Annotated in this window: 27 protein-coding genes; 13 read left to right on the top strand and 14 right to left on the bottom strand. The window is 40.8% G+C overall.

Annotation, left to right across the window (positions count from 1 at the left end; translation table 11 throughout):
* Positions 1–14: 14 nt before the first annotated feature.
* From VOI46_RS06925 to VOI46_RS06960, 8 genes are read left to right on the top strand one after another with little or no spacing between them, the layout of a single operon-like run.
* Positions 15–2,705, top strand: coding sequence for a nitrate reductase (locus VOI46_RS06925; protein ID WP_004587750.1), 2,691 nt, complete (start codon positions 15–17; stop codon positions 2,703–2,705).
* 16 nt (positions 2,706–2,721) lie between these two features.
* The gene (moaA, locus tag VOI46_RS06930; protein WP_004587751.1) at positions 2,722–3,693 is read left to right on the top strand and encodes a GTP 3',8-cyclase MoaA; all 972 of its coding nucleotides are present in this window, start codon (positions 2,722–2,724) and stop codon (positions 3,691–3,693) included.
* Between the two features lies 1 nt (position 3,694).
* Positions 3,695–4,321 (top strand): molybdenum cofactor guanylyltransferase, encoded by a 627-nt coding sequence (locus tag VOI46_RS06935; RefSeq protein WP_004587752.1) that lies wholly within the window; start codon positions 3,695–3,697, stop codon positions 4,319–4,321.
* Positions 4,318–4,857 (top strand): molybdenum cofactor biosynthesis protein B, encoded by a 540-nt coding sequence (gene moaB / locus VOI46_RS06940; protein ID WP_004587753.1) that lies wholly within the window; start codon positions 4,318–4,320, stop codon positions 4,855–4,857. Before VOI46_RS06935 ends, moaB begins: the two co-directional genes overlap by 4 nt.
* Before the next feature lies 1 nt (position 4,858).
* Positions 4,859–5,329, top strand: coding sequence for a cyclic pyranopterin monophosphate synthase MoaC (moaC, locus tag VOI46_RS06945; RefSeq protein ID WP_004587754.1), 471 nt, complete (start codon positions 4,859–4,861; stop codon positions 5,327–5,329).
* A complete protein-coding gene (locus VOI46_RS06950) occupies positions 5,307–5,606 on the top strand; it encodes a MoaD/ThiS family protein (RefSeq protein ID WP_004587755.1) in 300 nt (99 codons plus the stop codon). Before moaC ends, VOI46_RS06950 begins: the two co-directional genes overlap by 23 nt.
* Positions 5,606–6,085: a molybdopterin synthase catalytic subunit MoaE gene (moaE, locus tag VOI46_RS06955; protein ID WP_004587756.1), complete on the top strand. Its 480-nt coding sequence runs from the start codon at positions 5,606–5,608 to the stop codon at positions 6,083–6,085. The genes VOI46_RS06950 and moaE overlap by 1 nt, the downstream gene beginning before the upstream one ends.
* Positions 6,086–6,730, top strand: coding sequence for an MOSC domain-containing protein (locus tag VOI46_RS06960; protein ID WP_004587757.1), 645 nt, complete (start codon positions 6,086–6,088; stop codon positions 6,728–6,730).
* Between the two features lie 57 nt (positions 6,731–6,787).
* On the opposite strand, the gene VOI46_RS06965 is transcribed toward VOI46_RS06960, so the two are convergent.
* Together VOI46_RS06965 and metG are read right to left on the bottom strand one after the other, a co-directional pair.
* The gene (locus VOI46_RS06965) at positions 6,788–7,399 is read right to left on the bottom strand and encodes a bifunctional 4-hydroxy-2-oxoglutarate aldolase/2-dehydro-3-deoxy-phosphogluconate aldolase (RefSeq protein ID WP_039972246.1); all 612 of its coding nucleotides are present in this window, start codon (positions 7,397–7,399) and stop codon (positions 6,788–6,790) included.
* Between the two features lie 314 nt (positions 7,400–7,713).
* The gene (gene metG, locus VOI46_RS06970) at positions 7,714–9,735 is read right to left on the bottom strand and encodes a methionine--tRNA ligase (protein ID WP_039972256.1); all 2,022 of its coding nucleotides are present in this window, start codon (positions 9,733–9,735) and stop codon (positions 7,714–7,716) included.
* 187 nt (positions 9,736–9,922) lie between these two features.
* On the opposite strand from metG, the gene apbC reads away from it, so the two are divergent.
* Positions 9,923–10,999 (top strand): iron-sulfur cluster carrier protein ApbC, encoded by a 1,077-nt coding sequence (gene apbC / locus VOI46_RS06975; protein ID WP_039972247.1) that lies wholly within the window; start codon positions 9,923–9,925, stop codon positions 10,997–10,999.
* Between the two features lie 6 nt (positions 11,000–11,005).
* Entirely contained in the window at positions 11,006–11,593 is a 588-nt protein-coding gene (gene dcd / locus VOI46_RS06980) for a dCTP deaminase (protein ID WP_004587761.1), read from the top strand.
* Positions 11,594–11,686: 93 nt separating this feature from the next.
* Here dcd and VOI46_RS06985 read toward each other — a convergent pair whose 3' ends face one another.
* From VOI46_RS06985 to VOI46_RS06995, 3 genes are all read right to left on the bottom strand, one after another.
* Positions 11,687–12,346 (bottom strand): type IV pili methyl-accepting chemotaxis transducer N-terminal domain-containing protein, encoded by a 660-nt coding sequence (locus VOI46_RS06985; RefSeq protein ID WP_004587762.1) that lies wholly within the window; start codon positions 12,344–12,346, stop codon positions 11,687–11,689.
* Positions 12,347–12,444: 98 nt separating this feature from the next.
* Positions 12,445–13,227: a CLCA_X family protein gene (locus VOI46_RS06990; RefSeq protein ID WP_004587763.1), complete on the bottom strand. Its 783-nt coding sequence runs from the start codon at positions 13,225–13,227 to the stop codon at positions 12,445–12,447.
* Positions 13,228–13,243: 16 nt separating this feature from the next.
* Complete coding sequence (locus VOI46_RS06995) at positions 13,244–13,840, bottom strand: tRNA-uridine aminocarboxypropyltransferase (protein ID WP_004587764.1); 597 nt, start codon at positions 13,838–13,840, stop codon at positions 13,244–13,246.
* Positions 13,841–13,978: 138 nt separating this feature from the next.
* On the opposite strand from VOI46_RS06995, the gene VOI46_RS07000 reads away from it, so the two are divergent.
* Together VOI46_RS07000 and VOI46_RS07005 are read left to right on the top strand one after the other, a co-directional pair.
* Positions 13,979–14,323, top strand: coding sequence for an Hpt domain-containing protein (locus VOI46_RS07000; protein ID WP_004587765.1), 345 nt, complete (start codon positions 13,979–13,981; stop codon positions 14,321–14,323).
* Between the two features lie 263 nt (positions 14,324–14,586).
* The gene (locus VOI46_RS07005) at positions 14,587–15,804 is read left to right on the top strand and encodes a pyridoxal phosphate-dependent aminotransferase (RefSeq protein WP_004587766.1); all 1,218 of its coding nucleotides are present in this window, start codon (positions 14,587–14,589) and stop codon (positions 15,802–15,804) included.
* Between the two features lie 84 nt (positions 15,805–15,888).
* On the opposite strand, the gene VOI46_RS07010 is transcribed toward VOI46_RS07005, so the two are convergent.
* The 4 genes from VOI46_RS07010 to VOI46_RS07025 all read right to left on the bottom strand — a co-directional run bounded on the left by VOI46_RS07010 (position 15,889) and on the right by VOI46_RS07025 (position 18,998).
* On the bottom strand, positions 15,889–16,356 hold the full coding sequence (locus VOI46_RS07010; RefSeq protein WP_004587767.1) for a glycine zipper 2TM domain-containing protein: 468 nt from the start codon (positions 16,354–16,356) through the stop codon (positions 15,889–15,891).
* 214 nt (positions 16,357–16,570) lie between these two features.
* The gene (gene lpoB, locus VOI46_RS07015; RefSeq protein ID WP_282337775.1) at positions 16,571–17,188 is read right to left on the bottom strand and encodes a penicillin-binding protein activator LpoB; all 618 of its coding nucleotides are present in this window, start codon (positions 17,186–17,188) and stop codon (positions 16,571–16,573) included.
* An 11-nt stretch (positions 17,189–17,199) separates the two neighbouring features.
* The gene (locus VOI46_RS07020; protein WP_004587769.1) at positions 17,200–17,625 is read right to left on the bottom strand and encodes a YcfL family protein; all 426 of its coding nucleotides are present in this window, start codon (positions 17,623–17,625) and stop codon (positions 17,200–17,202) included.
* Between the two features lie 8 nt (positions 17,626–17,633).
* The gene (locus tag VOI46_RS07025) at positions 17,634–18,998 is read right to left on the bottom strand and encodes a hypothetical protein (protein WP_004587770.1); all 1,365 of its coding nucleotides are present in this window, start codon (positions 18,996–18,998) and stop codon (positions 17,634–17,636) included.
* A 383-nt stretch (positions 18,999–19,381) separates the two neighbouring features.
* On the opposite strand from VOI46_RS07025, the gene VOI46_RS07030 reads away from it, so the two are divergent.
* Positions 19,382–20,254 carry a DMT family transporter gene (locus VOI46_RS07030; RefSeq protein ID WP_004587771.1) on the top strand — a complete coding sequence of 291 codons (873 nt, stop codon included), beginning with the start codon at positions 19,382–19,384 and terminating at the stop codon, positions 20,252–20,254.
* Between the two features lie 64 nt (positions 20,255–20,318).
* Here VOI46_RS07030 and VOI46_RS07035 read toward each other — a convergent pair whose 3' ends face one another.
* The 5 genes from VOI46_RS07035 to VOI46_RS07055 are packed head-to-tail and all read right to left on the bottom strand — an operon-like array spanning position 20,319 to position 23,371.
* A complete protein-coding gene (locus tag VOI46_RS07035) occupies positions 20,319–21,005 on the bottom strand; it encodes a M15 family metallopeptidase (protein WP_004587772.1) in 687 nt (228 codons plus the stop codon).
* Complete coding sequence (dapE, locus tag VOI46_RS07040) at positions 21,005–22,135, bottom strand: succinyl-diaminopimelate desuccinylase (RefSeq protein WP_004587773.1); 1,131 nt, start codon at positions 22,133–22,135, stop codon at positions 21,005–21,007. Before dapE ends, VOI46_RS07035 begins: the two co-directional genes overlap by 1 nt.
* Positions 22,135–22,479: an ArsC family reductase gene (locus tag VOI46_RS07045; RefSeq protein WP_004587774.1), complete on the bottom strand. Its 345-nt coding sequence runs from the start codon at positions 22,477–22,479 to the stop codon at positions 22,135–22,137. The genes dapE and VOI46_RS07045 overlap by 1 nt, the downstream gene beginning before the upstream one ends.
* Positions 22,480–22,483: 4 nt before the next feature.
* On the bottom strand, positions 22,484–22,981 hold the full coding sequence (locus VOI46_RS07050) for a PTS glucose transporter subunit IIA (protein ID WP_004587775.1): 498 nt from the start codon (positions 22,979–22,981) through the stop codon (positions 22,484–22,486).
* Positions 22,982–23,371 (bottom strand): ACT domain-containing protein, encoded by a 390-nt coding sequence (locus VOI46_RS07055; protein ID WP_004587776.1) that lies wholly within the window; start codon positions 23,369–23,371, stop codon positions 22,982–22,984.
* Positions 23,372–23,417 lie beyond the last annotated feature (46 nt).

Consider the following 23,417-nt stretch of genomic DNA (forward strand, 5'->3'; position numbering starts at 1 on the left):
AATAAGAGAGCAGTATGGAAACATTAAACACATGTTCAAACACACCTTTGCTTAAACAAACCACTTGCGCTTATTGTGGTGTAGGCTGTGGGGTTGATATTTCATTATTAAATAATACCCCAACAAAACTTGAAGGCACGCGCGAGCACCCAGCTAATTTTGGCCGTTTGTGTGTTAAAGGCACCCATCTGCTTGACACCATTGGCACTGATAATCGCTTAACATCGCCCCTTATTGATAACGAACCCGCCAGCTGGGATACGGCAACTGATTACGTTGCCAACAAATTTAACGCCATTATTAAAGAGCATGGGCCGGAGTCGGTTGCGTTTTATGTATCGGGGCAGTTACTGACTGAAGATTACTACGTTGCCAATAAATTAATGAAAGGCTACATAGGCTCAGGCAATATAGATACAAACTCAAGGCTGTGTATGTCATCGGCGGTTGCCGGTTATAAACGTGCGTTTGGTGAGGACGTAGTACCATGTAACTACGACGATTTAGAGCAGACGGAGCTACTTATTTTAATTGGCTCAAATGCAGCGTGGACACATCCGGTGCTTTACCAGCGTATGGAGCGCGCAAAAAAGCTTAATCCAAACATGAAAGTAGTGGTTATCGACCCGCGAAAAACCGATACAGCCGAACTTGCCGATACCTTTTTAAATATAAAACCAGGCAGCGACGGCGCACTTTATAACGGCTTACTTAATTATTTAAGTGAACATAACTATTTAGATACCCAATTTATAAACGCGCATACAAATGGCTTTGAAACAGCGCTTGCAGAGGCTAAAAAGTGGAGTGTTAAAGCGGTCAGTGATTTTTGTGATATCGACGCGCAGCTAGTCAGTGACTTTTACGCCTTATTTGCCCAAAGCCCAACCGCTATTAGTTTTTATTCAATGGGTATTAACCAATCAAGCTCAGGGGTTGATAAGTGTAATGCCATTATAAATGCGCATTTAGCATCGGGTAAATTGCTAAAACCTGGTTGTGGCCCGTTTTCAATAACGGGGCAGCCTAATGCTATGGGTGGGCGTGAAGTAGGGGGCTTGGCAAATCAATTAGCAGCACATTTAGACATTGAAAACGACGCGCACCAACAGTTAGTGCAGCGTTTTTGGCAATCGCCAACAATAGCTAAAAAAGCAGGGTGTAATGCGATTGATATGTTTGATGAAATCGCCAAAGGGAAAATAAAAGCTATTTGGGTAATGGCAACCAACCCGATGGTGAGCCTACCTAATAACGCAGCAATACAACATGCACTTGAGCAATGTGAGCTGGTGGTTGTGTCTGACTGTATTGCTAAAAGTGATACGCTAAAATTTGCTGATGTGGCGTTCCCATCAACCGGATGGGGCGAAAAAAACGGCACAGTAACTAATTCAGAGCGCAGAATATCGAGACAGCGCCCGCTTGTTGAGCCATTTTCGGGGGCTAAAAACGATTGGCAAATAATGTGTTTAGTTGCCCAAAAAATGGGTTTTGAAGGGTTTGACTTTACAGACCCCAGTGGCATTTTTGAAGAATGGGCACAACTTACAGATTTTGAAAATAACGGTGAGAGGCTATTAAATTTATCAGCCTTAGTGGGGCTTTCACAGCAGCAATACGATAACTTAAAACCGGTTATGTGGCCGGTACTAAAAAATGAGCCATATAAAAACGGGCAGGTTTTTGTTAATAATCAATTTAGCACCGCAGATAAAAAAGCCCGCTTTATTCCTATAACGCCCAAACTTCCTGTGCAGCAAACCTCAAGCGATTACCCGTTTGTAATGAACTCAGGGCGAATACGCGATCAGTGGCATACAATGAGTCGCACCGGAAAAAGTACAGCCCTTTCTACTCATATAACGCGCCCATACATTGAAATAAACCCCATAGATGCCAGCAAATTAAACATAAAAGCAAACGATTTAATAACTGCCAATGCTAAAACAGGGCAAGTGACGGCTCATGCAAAAGTAACGGATGCTGTGCGTAAAGGCGAATGTTTTATGCCTATTCACTGGAACAAGCAATTTGCCTCATCCGCTACGGTAAGTAGGCTTTATCAATCGGTTGTTGACCCTATTTCGGGCCAGGCTGAGTGTAAGCATGGTGCTGTTGATTTAGTTAAAGCGCAGTTTGCTCAGTACATGCAAGTTTTTAGCAAAACAGAGCTTAAAATAACCAGTGATTTTTGGCTTAAAGTTAACGCAAGTAATTGTGTTAACTATCAGTTAGCGCTCAATGAGCCACAAAATGATTTGCTTTATTATTGCCAAACACTGACAGGGTTACAAGGGCAGTGGTCGGCAATGGGCAGTGCAAAAGCAATGCATGTTCAATGTATTCAAAACCAGCAGTTAGTGTTTGTTGCGGTCATTTCGTCGGCTCAAAAAGACATATCACTTGAGTGGATAAATCATTTATTTGCAAAGCCTTTAATAACCTTTAGCCAATTACAGTCATTGTTGTATGCCACGCCTGATGAAGAATTTACTCAAGGCGCACAAGTATGTAGTTGCTTTAAAGTACGTGAACAACCCATTATAAACGCCATTAAAAGTGGTGAAAATACAGTAGAACAATTGGGGTCTAAACTAAAATGCGGCACTAACTGTGGGTCGTGTAAAACCCAGTTAAGCCAATTAATAAAGCAGCATACTACGCAAAACGCTAACAGTATTGATGTTGCAGTTGAAATGTAAATAAACAAGGAAGCATATGCTTAATGATCAATTTGGTCGGCAGTTTAACTATTTGCGCCTCTCAATTACCGATGTGTGTAATTTTAGTTGCACCTATTGTTTACCAAACGGGTATCAGTGCGATACCCCGCGTAACTTTTTAAATAAAAACGAAATAAACACTTTAGTAAATGCGTTTGCGCAATTAGGCACAAAAAAAGTGCGCATTACGGGCGGTGAGCCGTGTTTACGCAGTGACGTAACCGACATTATAAAGCAATGTAAAAACATTCCAGGCATAGAAAAAGTCGCCATAACAACTAATGGTTTTAACTTATTTAATAAAATTGATGAGTTTTACAGGGCTGGCCTAGATGCCCTAAACATTAGTATAGATAGCTTAAACCCGAGCATGTTTAAATTAATTACAGGACACGACAAGCTAACTCATATTTTAAAAGGAATAGACCGGGCAATTGAGCTGGGTATAAAAGACATAAAAATAAATGCAGTGCTGGCTAAGCAATTTAATAAAAACCAATTAAATGATTTTTTAGACTGGGTAAAACATAAAAAAGTAACGGTACGCTTTATCGAATTAATGGAAACAGGTAATGGTGCCACCTTTTTTGAACAAAACCATTTAAGCGGGCAAAGTGTTAAAACGCAGCTTTTAGCACAAGGTTGGTTACAGGTAGTAAGAGGTAAATTAAACGGCCCTGCAGAGGAGTTTTGTCACCCCGATTTTGAGGGGCGCATTGGCTTAATTATGCCCTACAGTAAAGATTTTTGTAAAAGCTGTAACCGATTAAGAGTATCGCCATTAGGCAAATTACATTTGTGCTTGTTTGCCGAGCAGGGAATAGACTTACGCCCGCATTTAAATGCGCAAGATATGCCAGCCACTGTAAATGCGATTCAAGCGGCAATGGGCAATAAAACCATTAGCCATGAGCTTGATAAGCGCTTAACGGGCGCCACAACCCATTTAGCTATGTTGGGCGGCTAAAATGAGCAATAAAGCCGTGTTTACAGGGGTTGTACTCGCTGGTGGGCAATCATCCAGAATGGGCAGCGACAAAGCCAACCTCATTTTAAAAAATAAAACATTACTGCAAAATGCATGTGAGTTATTAACAGCTGCAGGGGCAAGTGATGTACTTATAAGCCGTAACGTACAAAGTGCTACTGCGCAATACATAGCTGATATATACCCAGGCTCTGGCCCGCTTGGAGGGATTTATTCAACCTTAATGGCAACAGAGCAAGATATACTTGTAACCGCTGTTGATATGCCATTGCTTACTTGCACGTTATTATCGCAAATTGCATCTGCAGCAAGCGATAACCCTTACTTTCAAACAAATCAGCCACAAATACATGCGTGGCACTTTGAAAATGAACCGTTACCCCTGTATATTCGTAACACCCAAAGCGTTAAACGTCATTTAAAACAATTACTCATAAACGCAAATAGTCATAAGTCAATTAAACAGTTTACCCGTAGTATTGGTGTGCAAACGCTAAAATGTAATAAAGCGCACGCACTTGTTAATACCAATACACCGGCGCAATTTAAAGCTGTTAACGAGCAATTTGACCAACACAAACCTAATTTATTGAGAAGAACCCTATGAGCCACACAACTGAGTCACAAATCGCATTAAACATTGCCGTAATGACAGTAAGCGATACACGCGATGAAATTACGGATACTTCAGGCCATTATTTAATTAAAGCCCTTACTGAAGCTGGCCATCACTTAGCGGATAAAGACATAGTTAAAGATGATGTTTACCAAATGCGAGCAGTTGCATCGCAGTGGATCGCCGATGACACCATTCACGCTATTTTAGTAACCGGTGGTACGGGCTTTACTGAGCGCGACTCAACACCAGAGGCATTTGCACCGTTGTTTGATAAAAGCGTAGATGGATTTGGCGAGCTATTTAGACATATTTCGTACGGCGAAATTGGTAACTCAACTATTCAATCACGTGCGTTGGCGGGCCTTGCCAATAACACCGTTATTTTTTGTATGCCTGGCTCTACAGGCGCATGTAAAACAGCCTGGACAGGTATTATAAAAGATCAGTTAGACTCAATGCACAAGCCATGTAACTTTGCACCGCATATTACTATTGGTAAAAAATGCGAATCGCGAGAGCAATAATATGCTGAGCCACGTAGACGAAAATGGCCAAGCAAATATGGTTGATGTATCGCTAAAAGAGGTCACTCTGCGCGATGCATCTGCCGAGGCCTACATTAAAATGAGCAAACAGGCTTTTGAGCAAGTGTTGCTTAATCAAAATAAAAAAGGTGACGTGCTAGGCGTAGCCCGAATTGCGGGTATTCAGGGCGCTAAAAAGTGCGCTGATTTAATTCCGCTTTGTCACCCGCTGGCACTGAGTAAAGTAGCCGTTGATTTTGAACTTGATGAAGCAAATAGCCAAATTAAAGTCACCAGCTACTGTAAATTGGCGGGTAAAACGGGCGTTGAAATGGAAGCACTCACCGCTGTATCTGTGGCGACCCTTACATTATTTGATATGTGTAAAGCCGCCGATCCGCTTATGGAAATACACGGTATGCGTGTAACGCAAAAAGCAGGAGGCAAGCATGGTAGCTGGCAGCGAGACTAATTTAAATGATACTGATGCAGCTGCAGGGCATGTAAACGTACTGTTTTTTGGCCAACTTAAAGAGCGCCTAAAGTGCGATAAGTTAACCGTTGAGATAGCGACCCCCCTTAGCATTAAAGCGTTTAAACACATGCTGGTTGAGCAAAACCCGCATTGGCAGTCATGGCTTGAAGAGCGTGATGTATTGTGTGCGCTTAATCAAACTATGTCATCAAGCGATGAGCTTGTAAAAGCAGGGGATGAACTTGCTTTTTTCCCACCAGTGACAGGTGGCTAATGAGTATAAGCATTAACGTACAAACGCATGATTTTTCAGTAGGCGAGCAACATGGCGCACTGTGCAGTAATAACAAAAGTGATGGTGCCGTAGTGACGTTTACAGGGCTGGTGCGAGAATTTAGCAGCGGCGATAACGTAATCGCCCTTGAGCTTGAACACTACCCAGGGATGACTGAGCAACTACTGCAATCTATAGCCGAACAAGCGCAAACACGCTGGCAACTTGCCCGCATAAGTATTATTCATCGAGTAGGCTATTTAGCGCTTGGTGAGCAAATTGTATTTGTTGGCGTAACCAGCCGCCACCGCCAAGCCGCGTTTGAAGGCGCACAGTTTATTATGGATTACTTAAAAAACCACGCCACGTTTTGGAAAAAAGAGCATTTTAAAGACTCCTCAAATTGGGTTGAGTTTAAACAAAGCGACAAGCAAGCACTGGATAAATGGCAAAGTATCGAACAGGATGCAATTAAGTAAATGCATATAATCTCTACCAATATCTCTAAAATAAAAACGGTTGAGCATAACGGCAAGAAGGTTAAAACGGGCATATTTAAAACGCCAACCAATGAGCCGGTTGTTATTGAAAAGCTAAATATAATAGGTGATGAACAAGCCGATTTAGTCAATCATGGCGGGGTGGATAAAGCGATTTATGCGTTTTCGCACAATCATTACGATTATTGGAAGCGCACCCTTAAAAATGATGATTTAGCAGTCGGTGCCTTTGGCGAAAATTTCACAATTTCAGACCTTGATGAGCAAAATATTCATATAGGGGATCGTATTCGTATAGGTACTGCACTGCTTGAAGTAAGCCAGCCACGTGTGCCGTGCTTTAAATTGGCTATTGCACTTAATAATAAACAAAGCCTAAAACTGTTTACTCAGTATTACCACACGGGTGTTTATTTTAGAGTGCTTGAGCAAGGTATTGCTAAAACGGGCGATGCAGTGACTATTGAACATAAAGCTGAGCATAACATTTCGGTTAAAACGTTGTTTCAGGCGTTTTTTGATAAACACTACCCAGATTATGAAAGCGTATTATTAGCAGCACTTGAACTACCGGAGCTTGCACTTGAGTGGCAAACTAAAATCAAAAAGAAATTGGGGAGTTAAAAGATCGTTATTAAAGCTGTATTACCTTTAATAAAAGCTCACTTTTAGCTGTATTATTTAGTTTGTTAAGTGAGCGACCGCTGATATGTATTTGCACACCAATTGGCTTAATGTGTCGTATTGCTGTTTGTTATTTATCGGCTTACTAAAATCACTACTTACCGCGACTGCGCATGCCCCCGCTGCAAACCAATGTGCTAGGTTGTCTAAATTAATGCCGCCTACGGGCATTAATGGCACATCAGAAAAAGGCCCCGTTAGCGCTTTAAAGTAATTAACCCCCATACTGCCTGCAGGAAAAACCTTAATAATATCGGCGTTATACTCTATTGCATTGGCAACATCGGTAGGGATGAGTGCGCCCATTAACACAGGTAAACCATGGCGGTGGGCAAGCTCTACCACGGCTTGATTAGTATTTGGTGTAACTATAAATTGCGCACCGGCATCAATCGCTTGTTGCGCAAGGGCGGTGTTAATTATTGTCCCAGCACCAATGAGAGTATTTTTATAAGCAGCGCGTGCTTTTGCTATTTCTTGCTCAAATCCAGGTGTATTTGAGGTGATTTCTAGTGCGTTAATGCCTGCATTAACTAAGCAATTAATCAAAGGGGCTACATCGCTTTGTTGCTTTAAGCGAAGTATAGCAACTAACTTATGTTGCTTAATTTGGTTGCTTAATTTGGTTGCTTATTTTTATTCTGTTGGCATTTAAAATTTGGCTCATAATATCACTTTACTTTATTTAATACAGAGTCACACGTGTAACAGCAATCGGCAATAATACTTAATCATTTTGGGGTTAAACCCGTTAAAAAGCTCTCACTTTGATCATTTTGAATAACTAAATAGCGAACTTTTGTCTAGTTATCAACACACTTTTGCACCCTCAAAATAGCAAACTTAATTAAAGGAATTGGTATAAACATTTCTTTTCTCATAAAAAAACCGCTGAATATCAGCGGTTTTTTATAAGTAATAAATTACATTACACGCATGCCAGGCTCTGAGCCATCGTCTGGGTTAAGAATGTAAATTTCTTTACCGCCAGGGCCAGCAGCTAATACCATACCCTCTGACATACCAAAGCGCATTTTACGAGGTTTAAGGTTTGCAACCATTACAGTCAGTTTACCTTCAATGTCTTCTGGTGCGTAAGCCGATTTAATACCAGCAAACACTTGGCGTGTTTCGCCGCCTAAATCCAGCGTAAGTTTAAGTAGCTTGTCGGCGCCTTCAACATGCTCAGCTTTAGCAATTTTAGCAACGCGTAAGTCTACTTTTGCAAAGTCATCAAATTCAATTTCATCCGCAATTGGCTCTTTTGCCAGTGGGCTATTAGGGTCAATTGTTACTTTTGATTCTAGGCTTTCTTTTGATTCATCAACCATTTTGTTCACTTTATCCATTTCTACACGTTGCATGAGCGGCTTAAATTTATTGATAGGGTGTGCAACAAGAGCGTTTTGAACGCCATCCCATGCTAAGTCGTCATTTAAAAAGGCTTCTACGTTTGCAGCCATACCTGGTAATACAGGTTTTAAATAGGTAATTAAAACACGGAACAAGTTAAGGCCAAGCGAGCACACTTCGTGCGCTTCTTGCTGTTTTGCTTCGTCTTTAATGAGTACCCATGGCGCTGCGGCATCAATAAATTGGTTTGCTTTATCGGCTAGGGCCATAATTTCACGAATCGCGCGGCTGTATTCACGGTTTTCATAGTGGGCAGTAATGCTCGGTGCGGCAGCTTGAAATTCTTCAAGTAGTTCTGGCTGCATAATTGTGCTACTTAATTTACCGTCAAACTTTTTAGTAATAAAGCCTGCACAGCGGCTTGCTATGTTTACTACTTTACCTACTAGGTCTGAATTTACACGTAGTGCAAAGTCTTCTAGGTTTAAATCAAGGTCAATAATACCGCTGTTTAATTTAGCTGCGTAGTAATAACGTAGGTACTCTGGGTCTAGGTTATCAAGGTAAGTACGTGCTTTTATAAACGTACCCTTTGATTTAGACATTTTCTCGCCATTGACGGTTACAAAGCCATGTGCAAACACGTTAGTTGGCTTTCTAAAATTAGCGCCCTCTAGCATGGCTGGCCAAAATAAGCTGTGGAAGTAAATAATGTCTTTACCAATAAAGTGATAAAGCTCAGCATCAGACCCTTCAGCCCAAAATGCATCAAAGTCGAGGCCTTTTTCGTTACATAGGTTTTTAAAGCTTGCCATGTAGCCAATTGGCGCATCTAGCCATACGTAAAAGTATTTGCCCGGTGCATTTGGAATTTCAAAACCAAAGTAAGGCGCATCGCGGCTAATATCCCACTGTTGCAGGCCATCGGTAAACCACTCTTCTAACTTATTCGCCATTTCTTGCTGAATAGAGCCCGAGTGTAGCCACTCTTTAAGCATGCCTTCAAATGCTGGCAGGTCAAAAAAGTAATGCTCTGAATCTTTTAAAATTGGCTCTGCACCTGACATTACCGAGCGCGGGTTTATTAATTCGGTTGGGCTGTAAGTTGCGCCACACGAGTCACAGCTATCGCCATTTTGGTTTTCAGACTTACACGTTGGGCAAGTACCTGTTACAAAGCGATCTGGTAAAAATATGCCTTTTTCAGGGTCGAATAACTGTGAAATAGTGTGCTTTTTAATATGGCCCGCATCATTAAGGCGGTTATAAATAAGCTCACTCAGCTCTTTATTTTCTGAGCTGTGGGTGCTGTGGTATTTATCAAACTTAATGTTAAAGTCGGCAAAGTCGCGCTGGCGTTCAATGCTTACATTTTTAACCATTTCTTCAGGCGTGATCCCTTGCTTTTGCGCATTAAGCATAATTGGCGTGCCGTGAGCATCGTCGGCGCAAACATAATAAGCTTCGTGGCCTTGTAGCTTTTGAAAACGTGACCAAATATCAGTTTGAATATATTCCAATAAATGGCCTAAGTGAGTAGGGCCATTTGCATAAGGTAATGCGCTGGTAATGAGGATCTTTCGCTGCGTCATAATCATTCCGAATTGAGGATAAACCACCATTTTTACTACAAAAAAGGCGGTTATCATTAATTTATCCATAAGCTTTGGACTAACGGTACGCGCAGCTTATGGATTTTTGTTAATTGACTGGTGTTAATGCCCTGAATGTTACATAATTCTGTGGCACTTTTCATCAAAGAAACGCTATTTAATTGCTATGTTTGGACTGTCGAAACTATTCTCCTCTAAATCGGTGCAAAAACAACCGATTATTACTGCCTTAGCGGCGTATCGAAGCGCGGCATTTGCCGTAGGTATTGATGAAAGTTTTATTGATACCATTTCGCAAAATGACGATAAATCAATACACATTAAAATAACGCTGCCATTTGCGGCTCAATCAGAAATGCCGTTAGTTGAGCAGCACGTAAGTGAAAGTATAAATACACCGGTTACCATAGACTCTGTGGTGACTATAAAAGAGCCTGCAAAATTTAAAGCCATTAAACACATTGTGCTGATTGCCTCAGGTAAAGGGGGGGTAGGAAAATCCACGACCGCTGTAAATTTAGCCGGGGCGCTTAAAAGCGAAGGCGCAAAAGTAGGGATTTTAGATGCTGATATTTATGGGCCATCTATTCCTATGTTATTGGGGCTTGTAGGCGCAGAGCCGCAAACCAAAGATAACAAACTACTACAGCCATTTGATGCCAACGGCATTAAAGCGCAATCAATCGGCTTTTTAGTGCCAAGTGATGACGCAACGGTATGGCGGGGCCCAATGGCATCGGGAGCGCTCAACCAATTATTAAACGAGACAGATTGGGACGAACTTGATTACTTAATCGTTGATATGCCACCGGGTACGGGCGATATACAGCTAACAATGAGCCAAAAAGTGCCTGCCAGTGGCACTGTTATTGTGACTACGCCGCAAGATTTAGCCCTTGCTGATGCGCAAAAAGGCATTGCAATGTTTAATAAAGTAAACGTACCTGTGCTTGGGCTTATAGAAAATATGAGTCACTACATTTGTAGCCACTGCGGTGAAGCCAACCATGTGTTTGGCAAAGATGGCGCAGAAAAACTTGCCCATAAACACGGCGTACCGGTGTTAAGCCATATTCCACTTGCCATAGATATTCGTGAATACTCAGAGCAAGGTAAATTAATCGCCAGCGATACCAGCGCGGCTATTAGCAACACATACAGCGCAGCGGCAAGATTGATTGCCAGCACGCTTTTTTATCAGCAGCACCAACATAGTGTTGAGATAGTGATAACGCAGGACTAAGTAAAAATGAGACTCTCAGATACCCATATTAAAGAATATTTAAGCGATGGCCGCATAGTGATTGAGCCTGCGCCGACTAATGAAATGATTTCGGGTGTGACAGCCGATTTGCGTTTAGGGAACAAATTTAGAACCTTTAACGCACATAACGCAGCGTACGTAGATTTAAGTGGCCCTAAAGATCAGTTAAATAAGGCTATGGAATCAATAATGAGTGAAGAGATTGAGCTTGCCGACGGCGAAGCTTTCTTTTTACACCCAGGTGAACTGGCATTGGCCATTACCCATGAAAAAGTAACACTTCCTGCCGACATAGTAGGCTGGTTAGATGGTCGTTCATCACTTGCCCGCTTAGGTTTAATGGTGCATGTAACAGCGCACAGAATCGACCCAGGTTGGAGTGGTAATATTGTTTTAGAATTTTACAATTCAGGTAAGTTGCCACTAGCGCTGCGCCCAATGATGAAAATTGGTGCAATGAGCTTTGAAATGCTTTCAGGACCCTGCGAAAACCCATACAACATTCGTAAAGACGCAAAATATAAAGATCAAAGTAGTGCGGTAGCAAGCCGCATTAGCGACGATAACCTATAACAATATAAAACTATTAAGCGTTTAAATGGTTTTGTTTTGCTAGCTTAAACGCTTAATAATTTATACCAATGTGTATTATTGCTTAAACTGATATTAAATGTGTTTTTTATTTCTGGCTTTATAAACGAGTAAAAACTCGACTAATATAGATAATAAAATAACTATAATTACAATGCCTTGAATAGTGTGTAGCCTTTTAACCCTGTCAACACTCTCTTTTTCGTATTGCATAACCACCGTATTAAACGCTTTTAAAAGCGGCTCTTTTGCTAAAGAAAAAAAGCTTTCTTGCACTGTATCTAAATTAAGTGTTTGTGTTTTTAACTTGAGTACTTCTTCAACTCTATCTGAAAACATATTTAATTTTTTATCGACATTAACAGGCTCTTTAAAATACATTGCTAACAATTCCTTAGATAGCGGGCTTTCATCGCCTAATACTTGCGCCCCATAATGCTCACTTAATAAGTATTTATGATTATTTTTTAAAGAGTTTAAAGCATTAATGGCCAGTAATTTAGAATCCTGCGAGCCATACATTAGGTACTCTAAAGTAAACATGCTCACTCGTTGCGAAAGCATTCTTTGTTGACCACTTACATTTACGAGTTTTCCAGTATCGGTTTGCGCTTCAATGACTTCATCAAGCATAAAGTGAATACAGATAGATAAAATTGCAATTACAGTTAAGGGAACAATATAAACAAAAGAGATAGCGCCATGCTTTTTATTTGTAAAATCAGTATTTACCATTTAATTGCTACTTAATTTAAAATTATTAATGCTTTAGGATAGGATAGATTAAATATAAGATTTTTCACGCAATTAAAGTTTACAAGGTAGTTTGTGGCTTATTGAGATTTATGAAGTGCATAACCTAGTAGTTCAAAATACTTATTAAGGGCTTTATTTGCTTTATTAATATGCTCATTATCAGGGTAAATTAAATTACTGCTTTTTAAGCCACTGACTAAAAAGCTATTTTGAATAGTGCTGTGAGTATCTATACAGGCTTCAAAGCAGCGTGCTGCAAGCTCCTCAGGCATACTCATGTAATTCATGTTGTGCGCTTTATCGAACGTAATGCAGCGTTGTACATAATTATTGGCGTTTGCGCCGCTTTCATCTAAAAACACGCTTTGGTAAAACTTATCGAGTGCACTATTTAGCGGATGGGTTAAGTTAGGCGTGTTTGCAAGCCACAGCTTTGAGGCAAAACCAAAGCGAGGTTTTGCATTAAATAAATGCTCGCTTATATGATGATCAAACGCATGAAACCATTCGTGAGCCAATGCGCCACCGCCGGCGTTTTTTGCTAAAGCAAGGGTTTGTGAAGCTGCGTTATAATGCGCTTGTACGCCTTTTTGACCGCCATGCCCAAAGGCAAAATTTAGTTTGCCGCGCAGGCCAATGGCTTTGGGTGGTAAATGTAATATTTGAGCAAGGTCGGCGAGGGCATCGTAAATTAAGTTTGCACTAATAAAATGCTCTTCTTTGGTCACCCATTTTCCTACAACCATAGATCTAAAGCCAAAGGTGTCTCTAATATCACTAAAGTCAACTTGGTCGTCAAAGCGGTAGTCTGGCCCTTTACGAGTGAATCCGCGTTTTAATCTGTTTGGGTAATTACGCATTTACATTTAATGGTGGCTAATTTAAGTAACGTGCTTTTACGTGTTCGGGCATGTGTTGGGTTTGTTTTTGTATTAATTCATCTAATAAATTATAAAGTGGAGCAGGGTTTAACTGCTCTATTAACAACAAACTATGTGCAACGGCCTCAAGCGTAGAAAGACTGTCGGCTCTAGGGGCTTTTCGAATAGCGTAACGGCTTTGCGGTAACTGCTTAAAGCTCACTGTTTGAAATTTAGTGAGTAGCGGGGTCAGCTGCAAAATTTTATAGGCTTTTTTCCAGGTGCCATCAATCACGATTAAATGCGTAATGTTACTTAAGGCTGGCTTTGGGTTTGTATCATCTAAGTAGGTGGCGTGCTCATTAGGGTAGAGCAGTACAGTGGAATCCAAAGGTAAAGAGTTGAGCATGGCAAAGTCGGTGTTATTTTCCCCTTTGATTATTTTGCAGTCAGTTAGGCTCAAATTAAGCAATTTTGCAGTGTTTTTCGCTATTTTTTCTTCACTGGGGTGTTGTAGAATAACCACGCTAACTTTATTTGTTAAACGTTTAATGGCCCCGCATATACAGGTAGAGGGCGTAAACAAACAGCGTTCACAAACTTGGCGAGTCATTAATTAAACTTTTTATTGCGAGTGTATTTTGATAATTATACATTTATAAAGTAATAAAGTTGGATTTTTTTACGCATAGATATACAGTAATACTATTAATTATAAAAATGACACGGAATGTTTAGAAGGGCTTAAAATATGACAGAAGTACAAATAGATGAGGCTGCTCTAGAAAGTATGCAGTCGTTACTTGGTGAGCAGTTTAAAGATACACTTGAATTTTGCTGCAGTGAATTTGAGCGCCTTGGTAATGAAGTAATTGCAACCATTGGTAACGATAAAGAAGCGGCGATTCGTCATGCCCATAGTTTAAAGTCGAACGCGGCACAGTTTGGTGCCACGAGTTTATCTGATGTAGCCCGTGATATTGAGCTTAATCTCAATCAAGATAACTTAGCGCAAGCTGTTACGGCATCTACAGATTTATTGGCGCAAGTAAGTGGTTCGCAGGCTCAATTAAGAGCGTGGGTAGAGTCTAATTAATATTATTTGTTAACGTGAATTTATTTCAGTATTAAGCACCTAATTACGCTGGCATTTTACGCCTTTACTAGGGTAGTCTTAGACTTTACTAGGGCGTGTTTGGCCTCTCGATAATAAATTTGATCACGCATTGCCCAAGGGCCACCCTTGGGCTAGTAACACAATTTTACCGAGCCCATTAGGTTATAACCCTCGCATTGAACAAACCCACTCCTAGTTAATTATTTTTTTCCATAAAGCCAGTTCGCCCCAAAGAGGTAAAAATGTCAGATATTAAAAAGAGTCACAAATTAGAAGGTGTATGTTATGACATTCGTGGACCGGTTTTAGCGCAAGCCAAAAAAATGGAAGACGAAGGTCAAAAGGTACTAAAGCTTAATATTGGTAACCCTGCGGCGTTTGGTTTTGATATGCCAGAGGACATGCACCGCGATATTATTCGTAATTTGTATTCGGCCCAAGGCTACTGCGACTCTAAGGGGTTATATTCAGCCCGTGTAGCGGTTTATCAGCATTACCAGCAACGAGGTTTACATAACCTAGATGTAGATAATATTTATATTGGTAATGGGGTGAGCGAGCTTATCCAAATGATCACTCAAGCGTTATTAAATAACGATGATGAAGTGCTTATTCCTGCGCCTGATTACCCACTGTGGACCGCGTCAGTTAAATTAGCAGGCGGCAACCCTGTTCATTATTTATGTGATGAAGAGCAAGATTGGTTTCCGGATATTGCTGATATAAAAAGTAAAATTACGTCTAAAACAAAAGCGCTTGTACTAATTAACCCTAATAACCCAACCGGGGCGGTTTATAGTGACGATTTACTTTTAGAGTTAATTAATGTGGCGCGCGAGCATAAGCTGTTACTGCTTAGCGATGAAATTTACGAAAAGATTTTATACGATGGCATCACTCACACCTCAATTGGTGCGCTATGCGACGATGTGCCAATTATTACCTTTAATGGCTTAGCTAAAACCTACCGTGCGGCAGGTATTCGAATGGGCTGGATGGTACTAAGCGGGCGCACCTCAGCAATGGAAGATTTACGTAAAGGGCTAGATATTTTATCGTCTATGCGTTTGTGTGCCAATGTACCCGCGCAATATGCGATACAACAAGCGCTAGGTGGCGTGCAATCAATAGATAGCTTAATCGACCCAGGCGGGCGATTATATGTTCAGCGCGATATTGCTTGGCGTGGGCTTAATGCTATTGAAGGGATAAGCTGTAAAAAGCCAAAAGGGGCGCTTTACGCCTTTGCTAAAGTAGACACGGCTCATTTTAATGTCACTGATGATGAAAAAATGATGTTTGATTTACTAAAAGCAGAAAAAATATTATTAGTGCATGGGCGTGCATTTAATTGGCCAGAGCCTGATCACTTTAGGTTAGTGTTTTTACCTAACAAAGACGATTTATCGAGTGCGATGCTTAAAATGCAGCGCTTTTTTAAAGACTATCGCCAAGTTTAGTTAATTCCAACTAATGCGCTGTAAAATAAAAAACGAGCTTAAATAGCTCGTTTTTTATTTACGCGATAATGCTGATACGGGCTGTTAGTAAGCGCGGTCAACTCTTACGGTATTATCACTTAAATAGACCAACCGTACGTTATCACCTTTACTAAAGCGCATTGACTGGTCTTGGTCTTGTACCACCATGTATTGATCGCCGTTTTCTACCTGAATCAATAACTCTACTAGGTGTGTTTGCTTATAATAGCTTTTTTGCTGATTATTATGCGCCACGCTTCCGCCAATGACTGAGCCTAAAATAGTGGCGACGGTACGACCGCTCCCACCACCAAATTGATTACCGACAACACCCCCGAGTAGGGCGCCGCCAAAGGTTTTCCAGCCATTGTTTTTGTCTTGCACAAGCTCTTGTTCGGTAATTTTACGTACAGATTTCACATCGCCAAATAAAACTTGTTGTACAGGCACGGCTTTGTTTCGCTCATAGTTAGCAAAACTTGGTGCACTGAGTGTAAGCAATGCACACATTGCTATGGTTAAGGCTTTCATAGGTGTCTCCTGATGGTGTTACGCAAAGCCAATATTTTTGCCTTTGCGTGGAAATGTATACCAATGCGCAAATACTTAATCATTTTGCGGCTAAACATGTCACTACCTGCGTTAAAAATTATCATTTAAAACAAATAAATAGCAATTTTTTCCTAGTAATCAACGCGTTTATTCCGCCTCAAAATAGATCAGTTAATTAAGCTAATTGGTACTATTACCAACCAAATGTCGATTTTTCTTTTGTTTTACGAATTTCAGTTTCGTCTGCCCACTCTACTAGGCCGCTTTGCATATCCATCAAGCGCATTGTAAATTTGTAATACACATCTGATTTATCAGCATTTGATTTAACAATGCTCGATAAGTTGCCGTACAACATGTATTGCGCACCAATTTGTTTACCAAAGGCAACAGCGGTGGCAGGGTTTACAAGGGCATCTTCGTTTTGAAAGTTAAGCTGCTCACGTACTGATTCAACACGGGTCATGTCAACAAAACGAAACTTACCGCTGCGCAATAGTTGCGTAGAGATTGAGTCGGTAATAGATTCAGTGTCTATGTGTTCACTGGTTTTATTTTTAATGCGCTCAACAAATACCACAGGGCGTTTGTTTTGGGTCATTGTGCCAATAACCGGCGAGCTAAGTAGTGAGTCGGTCATTTGGCTGGCTACTTTTTGTAAATCGGTAGAGCCAAAGTTTATATCGGTGGTTTCTACTGCTTGCGCGTCGCCATAACTAACTACGGCTTTATTGGCACAACCGCTTAAAATGAGTGCGCTGAGGCCAATAACTGCATAATTCGATAACGTTTTAAATTGTGTAGTGATCATCTTTATAACCCTTATTCTTTAAATTCTTGTGCGTCGGTAGACACTTCTCTTACAGCGAGCGAAAATGTAACCGCATCCGGTGTTGGCGCTAAGCTGGGTAATTGTGTTTTAGAAAAACCAAACAGTGTTAAGGCTTGCCAAGGTGAGTGGTTTCCTTTAATTACAAACCCGTCTTTGTCGTACCAATTAAACTGATACTGCAAATACTGAGACTTTTTATATTGGCTGCTTAGTGTTACTACCACGTCGGTTAACTGGTTTGTTTGGCGTGTTTTAACATCGGTAATGGCAAGCTTTTCACCTAGAGCAGGATTATCAACATGTAACTGCTCGTTAAATGTATTTTTGCTTTGCTCAACCGAAATGCCTGATGTATCAGGTTGGCTTGCACATGCCCCAAGCATTAATGCAGCCACTAATGGCAAAGTATATTTCATGATGACTCCTAGAGTTGAACCACATGGTAGTTAAAATAGTTATTAATAGAGGTTAGGTAAATTAAGGTTAACCCTTGCTTACTAACGGTAAAATTAATAGGCGCATGGTTGCCTATTAAAAGTGTATGCGACCCTGCATTTAAACTGCTACGAGCCATGCTTATTTGATTAGGTAAAGTAAGCCAGCTGCGTGTATCGGCCTGCTCAGACGCCAAATTATAAATATTAGCAATGATATTGCCTACATCACCTGTGCTACGTGCAAGCTCTGCGCGCACTTTTTCTTTGGCTACTAAGCGTAATACTTGCCTAGATACGCGAGCCGGTATTTGTTGCTCTAATGTTTTAGCCGCTAATGCTTCTATATGCACTAATGGGTTGAGCTCTAAATTTTGCGAACCTATATTTACGCCATTAATATTAGCTATAAACGCATTATCTTTATAAACCGGCATTGCTAAACTGTAAAAACGCGCATCGCCACCTGAGGTATAAATAGGCAAGCGTAATTTAAATTCATCTTGTTTAGGCACTAAGCCTTGTTCAACCAATATAACCACTTCACCGTGATTAGCACGAAGGGGCTTTAATGGGCTAAAGCGGCGCTCAAACTCTTCTAAATCTTGGTTAAAACCTTGCTTTTTAGCTAATCGCATTACATCTTGCTGTAAGTAGTGATTGTCAGGTTGAATCTCTAATGCTTTTTTATAATCAATGTAGGCATCATCGTATTGTTTATCACTTTGGTACAACAGCGCAGATAAATAAAACGTAAAGGCATTTTGAAAACCATTTTTAATACCGCGTGTCACATTACTCATACTTGGGTAATGCTGTTGTGCTTGCTCTATTGTGTCGTTTATCTGTGTTTTATTATCTGCAAGCGCATCGACTTGCACTTTGTTAGCACGACGTATTTCAACCAAGGCGCCTTCTAAATCACTGTTGTATACATAATTAAGTGCCTTGTAGCTATGTAGCATGCTCATTTCATATGCCGGTGGTACATAAGTAATGGCAGAGTCGTTAGTAAATAAGGCATTACTTTGTTCAAGCCCTGCACTTAATTGAATTTTTGCTGCTTCTCGTTTTGTTTGTACCTGGGCGTATACGTTTTCAAATTGTTGTTGTGAAAGACTTTGCTCGTTAGCAAGGTCTTTTAAACGGGCTTGCTCTAATTGGTTAAGTAAATAGCTACTGTGTAACTTACTATTGTTGGCAATAAGTGATTGAGCCTGTTCAATATTGTTATTTTGAATTGCGTTTCTTACAGGCGTCATTTGGCTTGCATAGTCGTTAAATAAATCATTAAAGCCTATGGTGCTGCATCCACTTAATATAAAACAAACACTTAAAATTATACTTTGGCGCACTGAGCACTCCTATATAGTTAGGTTTTAAAGATTAACATACTCTGGTTTTGGATTTGTGTGAAATAGTGTAAAAAAGCGTAGCCTACTTTAGGGCATATAGACCTGTGAGGATTTAAAAATCATTCTCCCTAAGGTCAGCGCGCGTTAGTTAAATTACGTGTATTTAAGGTAGGCAAATCATCATGAATAGCTTGTGAATACCAGAGGATAGACGCTTAATTACAGCAATTTAGCAGTATATAAAGTTATAATGCTGCGAATAAGGTTAGAGTAATTACAACAATGCCGCTTTACAGCTAAATGGCTCAGCTGTTTAAATACAGAGCTGGCTGAGCAAGCCAATTTAAAGCATCTCATTATAAGGTTTTAGTTAAGGAGCGATTTTGAAAGCCACTTTATACACCCTCGTTGCATTAGTAGCCTTTGCGGCAAATTCTTTACTTTGCCGTATGGCGTTAGCGCAAGGTTATATTGATGCGTGGAATTTTACAATTATCAGGCTCGTAAGTGGTGCCGTGTGTTTAGGCTTAATTATGGCTGTATATACGTATAACCTTAAGCGTAAGGGCGCGCTTAATAATGCTATTTTAAGTGATACCGGAAGTTGGCGAAGCAGTATTAGTTTATTGGTATATGCACTTTGTTTTTCTATTGCTTATATAGAGCTAGATACAGGCACCGGTGCGCTTATTTTATTTTCGGCGGTGCAACTTACCATGATTGGTTGGGGCATATATAAAAAAGAGCAGCTGAGTAAATTGCAGTGGGGGGCTTTTTTTGTCGCGTTAGCTGGATTTGTGTATTTAATGTTGCCCTCTGCCGCTGTGCCTTCTTTGTTAGGGGCATCGCTTATGGCGTTAAGTGGTGTTGCATGGGGCGTTTACAGTATACGTGGTAAAGCATGTGTATCGCCGCTGCGGACCACCGCCTTTAACTTTATAAGAAGCTTAGTGGCTATTCCTGTTTTATTACTTGTAGCAATAGGCTATTTAAAAACAGTAAGTATGCAAGGGGTGTTACTAGCGTGCGCCTCGGGCGCCATTGCATCAGGCATTGGTTACAGTATTTGGTATGTGGCCATGCCGCTACTAAAAAGCACGCAAGCGGCGGTTGTACAGTTATGTGTGCCTGTACTAGCTGCTATTGCAGGTATGTTGTTTTTATCTGAGCAGGTAACAGTGGAGTTTATTATTGCAAGCTCACTAATACTTGGCTCGGTATTGGTGTTTATATTAAATAAGCATACAGCGCGGTAATGCCAATAAAAGTTGCCACGATTTATCAGTACTGATGCCTTTTAAAGTGAATAAAAGCCCGCTATTAAGGCGGGCTTACATTTGTTATAAAACGTTTATATAGCGCGGGTAAATTATCTAAAATAGCTGACTTACCCTCTAAATCGCTGTTGCTTATACATTCGTAAAGCATCGGTTCACTCAATGTGTTTACTAACCGCTGAGATTGCTTAATATGGCTAATATGCCAAAGTTCAGGTGCTACGCCGCCTAAATCCTGTTTGTAGGGGCGATAAAAACCATATTTAGCTAGATTTTTATCAAGCCACTGGCTGAGTGGCGCAAATGGCCCCCCATGTTGGTATTCATCAGGGGTAAGTTGCAGCTTATAGTCATTGCTAATTGCAGCGGTATCATACACATCAAGGTCGGTTCCTAAATGATGCCGACTAGCCCCTGGCATGGCAGAGTAGAGCATAATTGCCGTGCATTTTTCCAGTTCATTTAGTTGGCTTAAATCCACTATCTGTTGCTGTTTATTAAAAACAGGGCGTAGTCCTAAAAACTTGTTATTCCAAATCATAGCTTGGCGATTAAAATCGCGAAAACTTGAGGCAATAGTCAACTCAAAACCAGCATTTTTAGCGCCATTTTGCAGGGCTATAAAGTCATCAATAATATCAGTATGTAACCGATGCGATTGAATCTCAGTGAGGTGTGTATCACTTTGCCCAGTGATACACATTGCTAATGTATTGGTATCGAGTGCCATTAGGTTAACAATTGTTCTAAAATTTGCTCGTAAATATCAGCTAAAGCGATTAAATCATCGGTGCTTACACATTCATCTACTTTATGAATAGTGGCGTTGCGGGGGCCTAGTTCAATCACTTTTGCGCCTGTTTGCGCTATAAAGCGCCCATCTGACGTACCCCCGGTGGTTTCGAGGTTAGTGGTTAAGCCCGTGACAGATTTAATCGCATTTACGGTGGCATCAACTAACGGGCCATGCTCGGTTATAAACGGCAAGCCGTTTACTATCCAGCTTAATTCGTAGTTTAAGTCATGCGTTTGTAAAATAGCATTAACCCGTTCTTGTAGTTGCTGATGAGTTACTTCGGTACTAAATCTAAAATTAAATTGCACCTCAAGCTCGCCCGGTATGACATTACCGGCTCCCGTGCCACCCTTTATATTTGATACCTGAAAGCTGGTTGCAGGGAAAAATTCATTTCCGTTGTCCCACACGGTTTGGCTAAGTTCAGTAATGGCCGGTGCAGCCAAATGAATTGGGTTTTGTGCTAAGTGGGGGTAGGCTACATGGCCTTGCACACCTTTTACTTTTAAAAAGCCAGTAAGGGAGCCACGACGGCCATTTTTTACTACATCACCGAGTACATCTCGCGATGAAGGCTCACCCACTAAGCACATATCAATTTTTTCGCCGCGTGCTTCAAGCGTGTCTATTACTTTGGTTGTACCGTTGATAAAGGGGCCTTCTTCATCAGAGGTAATTAAAAATGAGATAGAGCCTTTATGATCAGGGTTTTTAGCTACAAAGCGCTCAGTAGCAACAAGCATTGCTGCCAGGGAACCTTTCATATCAGCTGCGCCTCGGCCATGCAGCAAACCATCTTCAATTAAGCCTGAAAATGGCGGGTGCTGCCAGTTTTGTGCAGGGCCTGTAGGGACAACATCGGTATGGCCTGCAAAACAAAAGTGTGGCGACTCGTTTCCTTTTCGGGCCCATGTATTGAGTGTATCGGTAAAAAATAACGACTCAATATTAAAGCCTAGGGCTTTTAAACGCTCGTTCATCATTGATTGGCAACCCGCATCTTCAGGGGTTACCGACTCGCGCTGAATAAGCGCTTGTGCAAGTGCAATTACTTCATGTGTCATTATTTAAATATCTCATCGTATTGCGCAGCTTTAAAGCCTAAGTGGTAGCTGTTGTCATTAACAAGCACTGGGCGCTTGATCATAGCTGGTTGCTCTACAAGTAATGTTATAGCAGTGTCTTTGCTTAGGTTTTGCTTTTGCTCATCAGAGAGTGCGCGATAGGTTGTGCCACGCTTATTAACTAATTGCTCCCAGTCAATATGCTCAGCAAATTCACTTACAAGCTGCTCGTTTACACCGTCTTTTCGGTAATCGTGAAAGGTAAAATCTATGTTGTTGTCGGCGAGGTATTTTTTGGCTTTTTTGATGGTGTCGCAATTACTAATGCCGTAAAGAGTGATCATAGGTTTAGTTCTTCTTAATAATAGTTAAAAGGGGGTCTACACCCGCATTTACTTGCGTGTGTGAATAATGAAAAGTGCCTAAGTTATGGCCATTTAATAGCACCAAGCTGGCTAGTAAGGGCGATTTAAGTTCGCGTAAATCAAAGTAAGCTAAGCGCTGCCCTTTACTTATTTTGCTGCCATTTAGCTGTGCAATATGTGTGTGTGTAATAGGCTGCTGCGCCGGTAGTGACAAGTTAATGAGAACCTTTAAACCGTTATTTGCTTGGAGAATAAATTCACATCCTGCATTTTTAACCTGCACTAGAGTGCCATCAAAGGGCGCTAAAATTTTATGATTACTTAGTGCAACCAACATAGTTGGCCCAAGGGTAGAAAATTTAAAAAAGGGCTCAGGGTGCAGGTTCAAATCAATGACTTTGCCGCTAAAGGGGCTGGTAATTTTTAATGCGCTGGCGGGGAGCTTATTTTGCGCTAAAAACTCGATAGAGGCTGCTCTCATTTATTGATCTACTACTAAATTGTAGCCATCGTTTTTAAGTGCAGTGATGGCTTGCTGCGCAGTGTGTTTTTTTACCAAAATATAATCTGTGTCGTAGGTTGAGATAGAAAAAATAGAAATATTAGCCTTTGCAAGCACGCCAGATATATTGGCCATAATCCCCGTTAAAGAAAACCCCAACGGACCAACCACTTCAAGTGCTTGCCAATCAGGCTCTGTATCTAAACACTCAATAGCAAAATGACTAGGGCAAACAATAGAAAGCTCATCGTGAGTTTTAGAAATAAAAAATAGGGGTAATTTTAATAGCGCTACAGGAATGTCTGCATCCACTTCTAAACTATGTATTGACAACAGCGTGCTGTGTAATTGTAATGTTTGTTTTGACATTAATAACCTGCAAACAGCGTATAGAGTCAGTTAATAGTATAGATTA

Source organism: Pseudoalteromonas sp. CuT4-3 (assembly GCF_035666335.1).
GTDB classification, from domain to species: domain Bacteria; phylum Pseudomonadota; class Gammaproteobacteria; order Enterobacterales; family Alteromonadaceae; genus Pseudoalteromonas; species Pseudoalteromonas atlantica.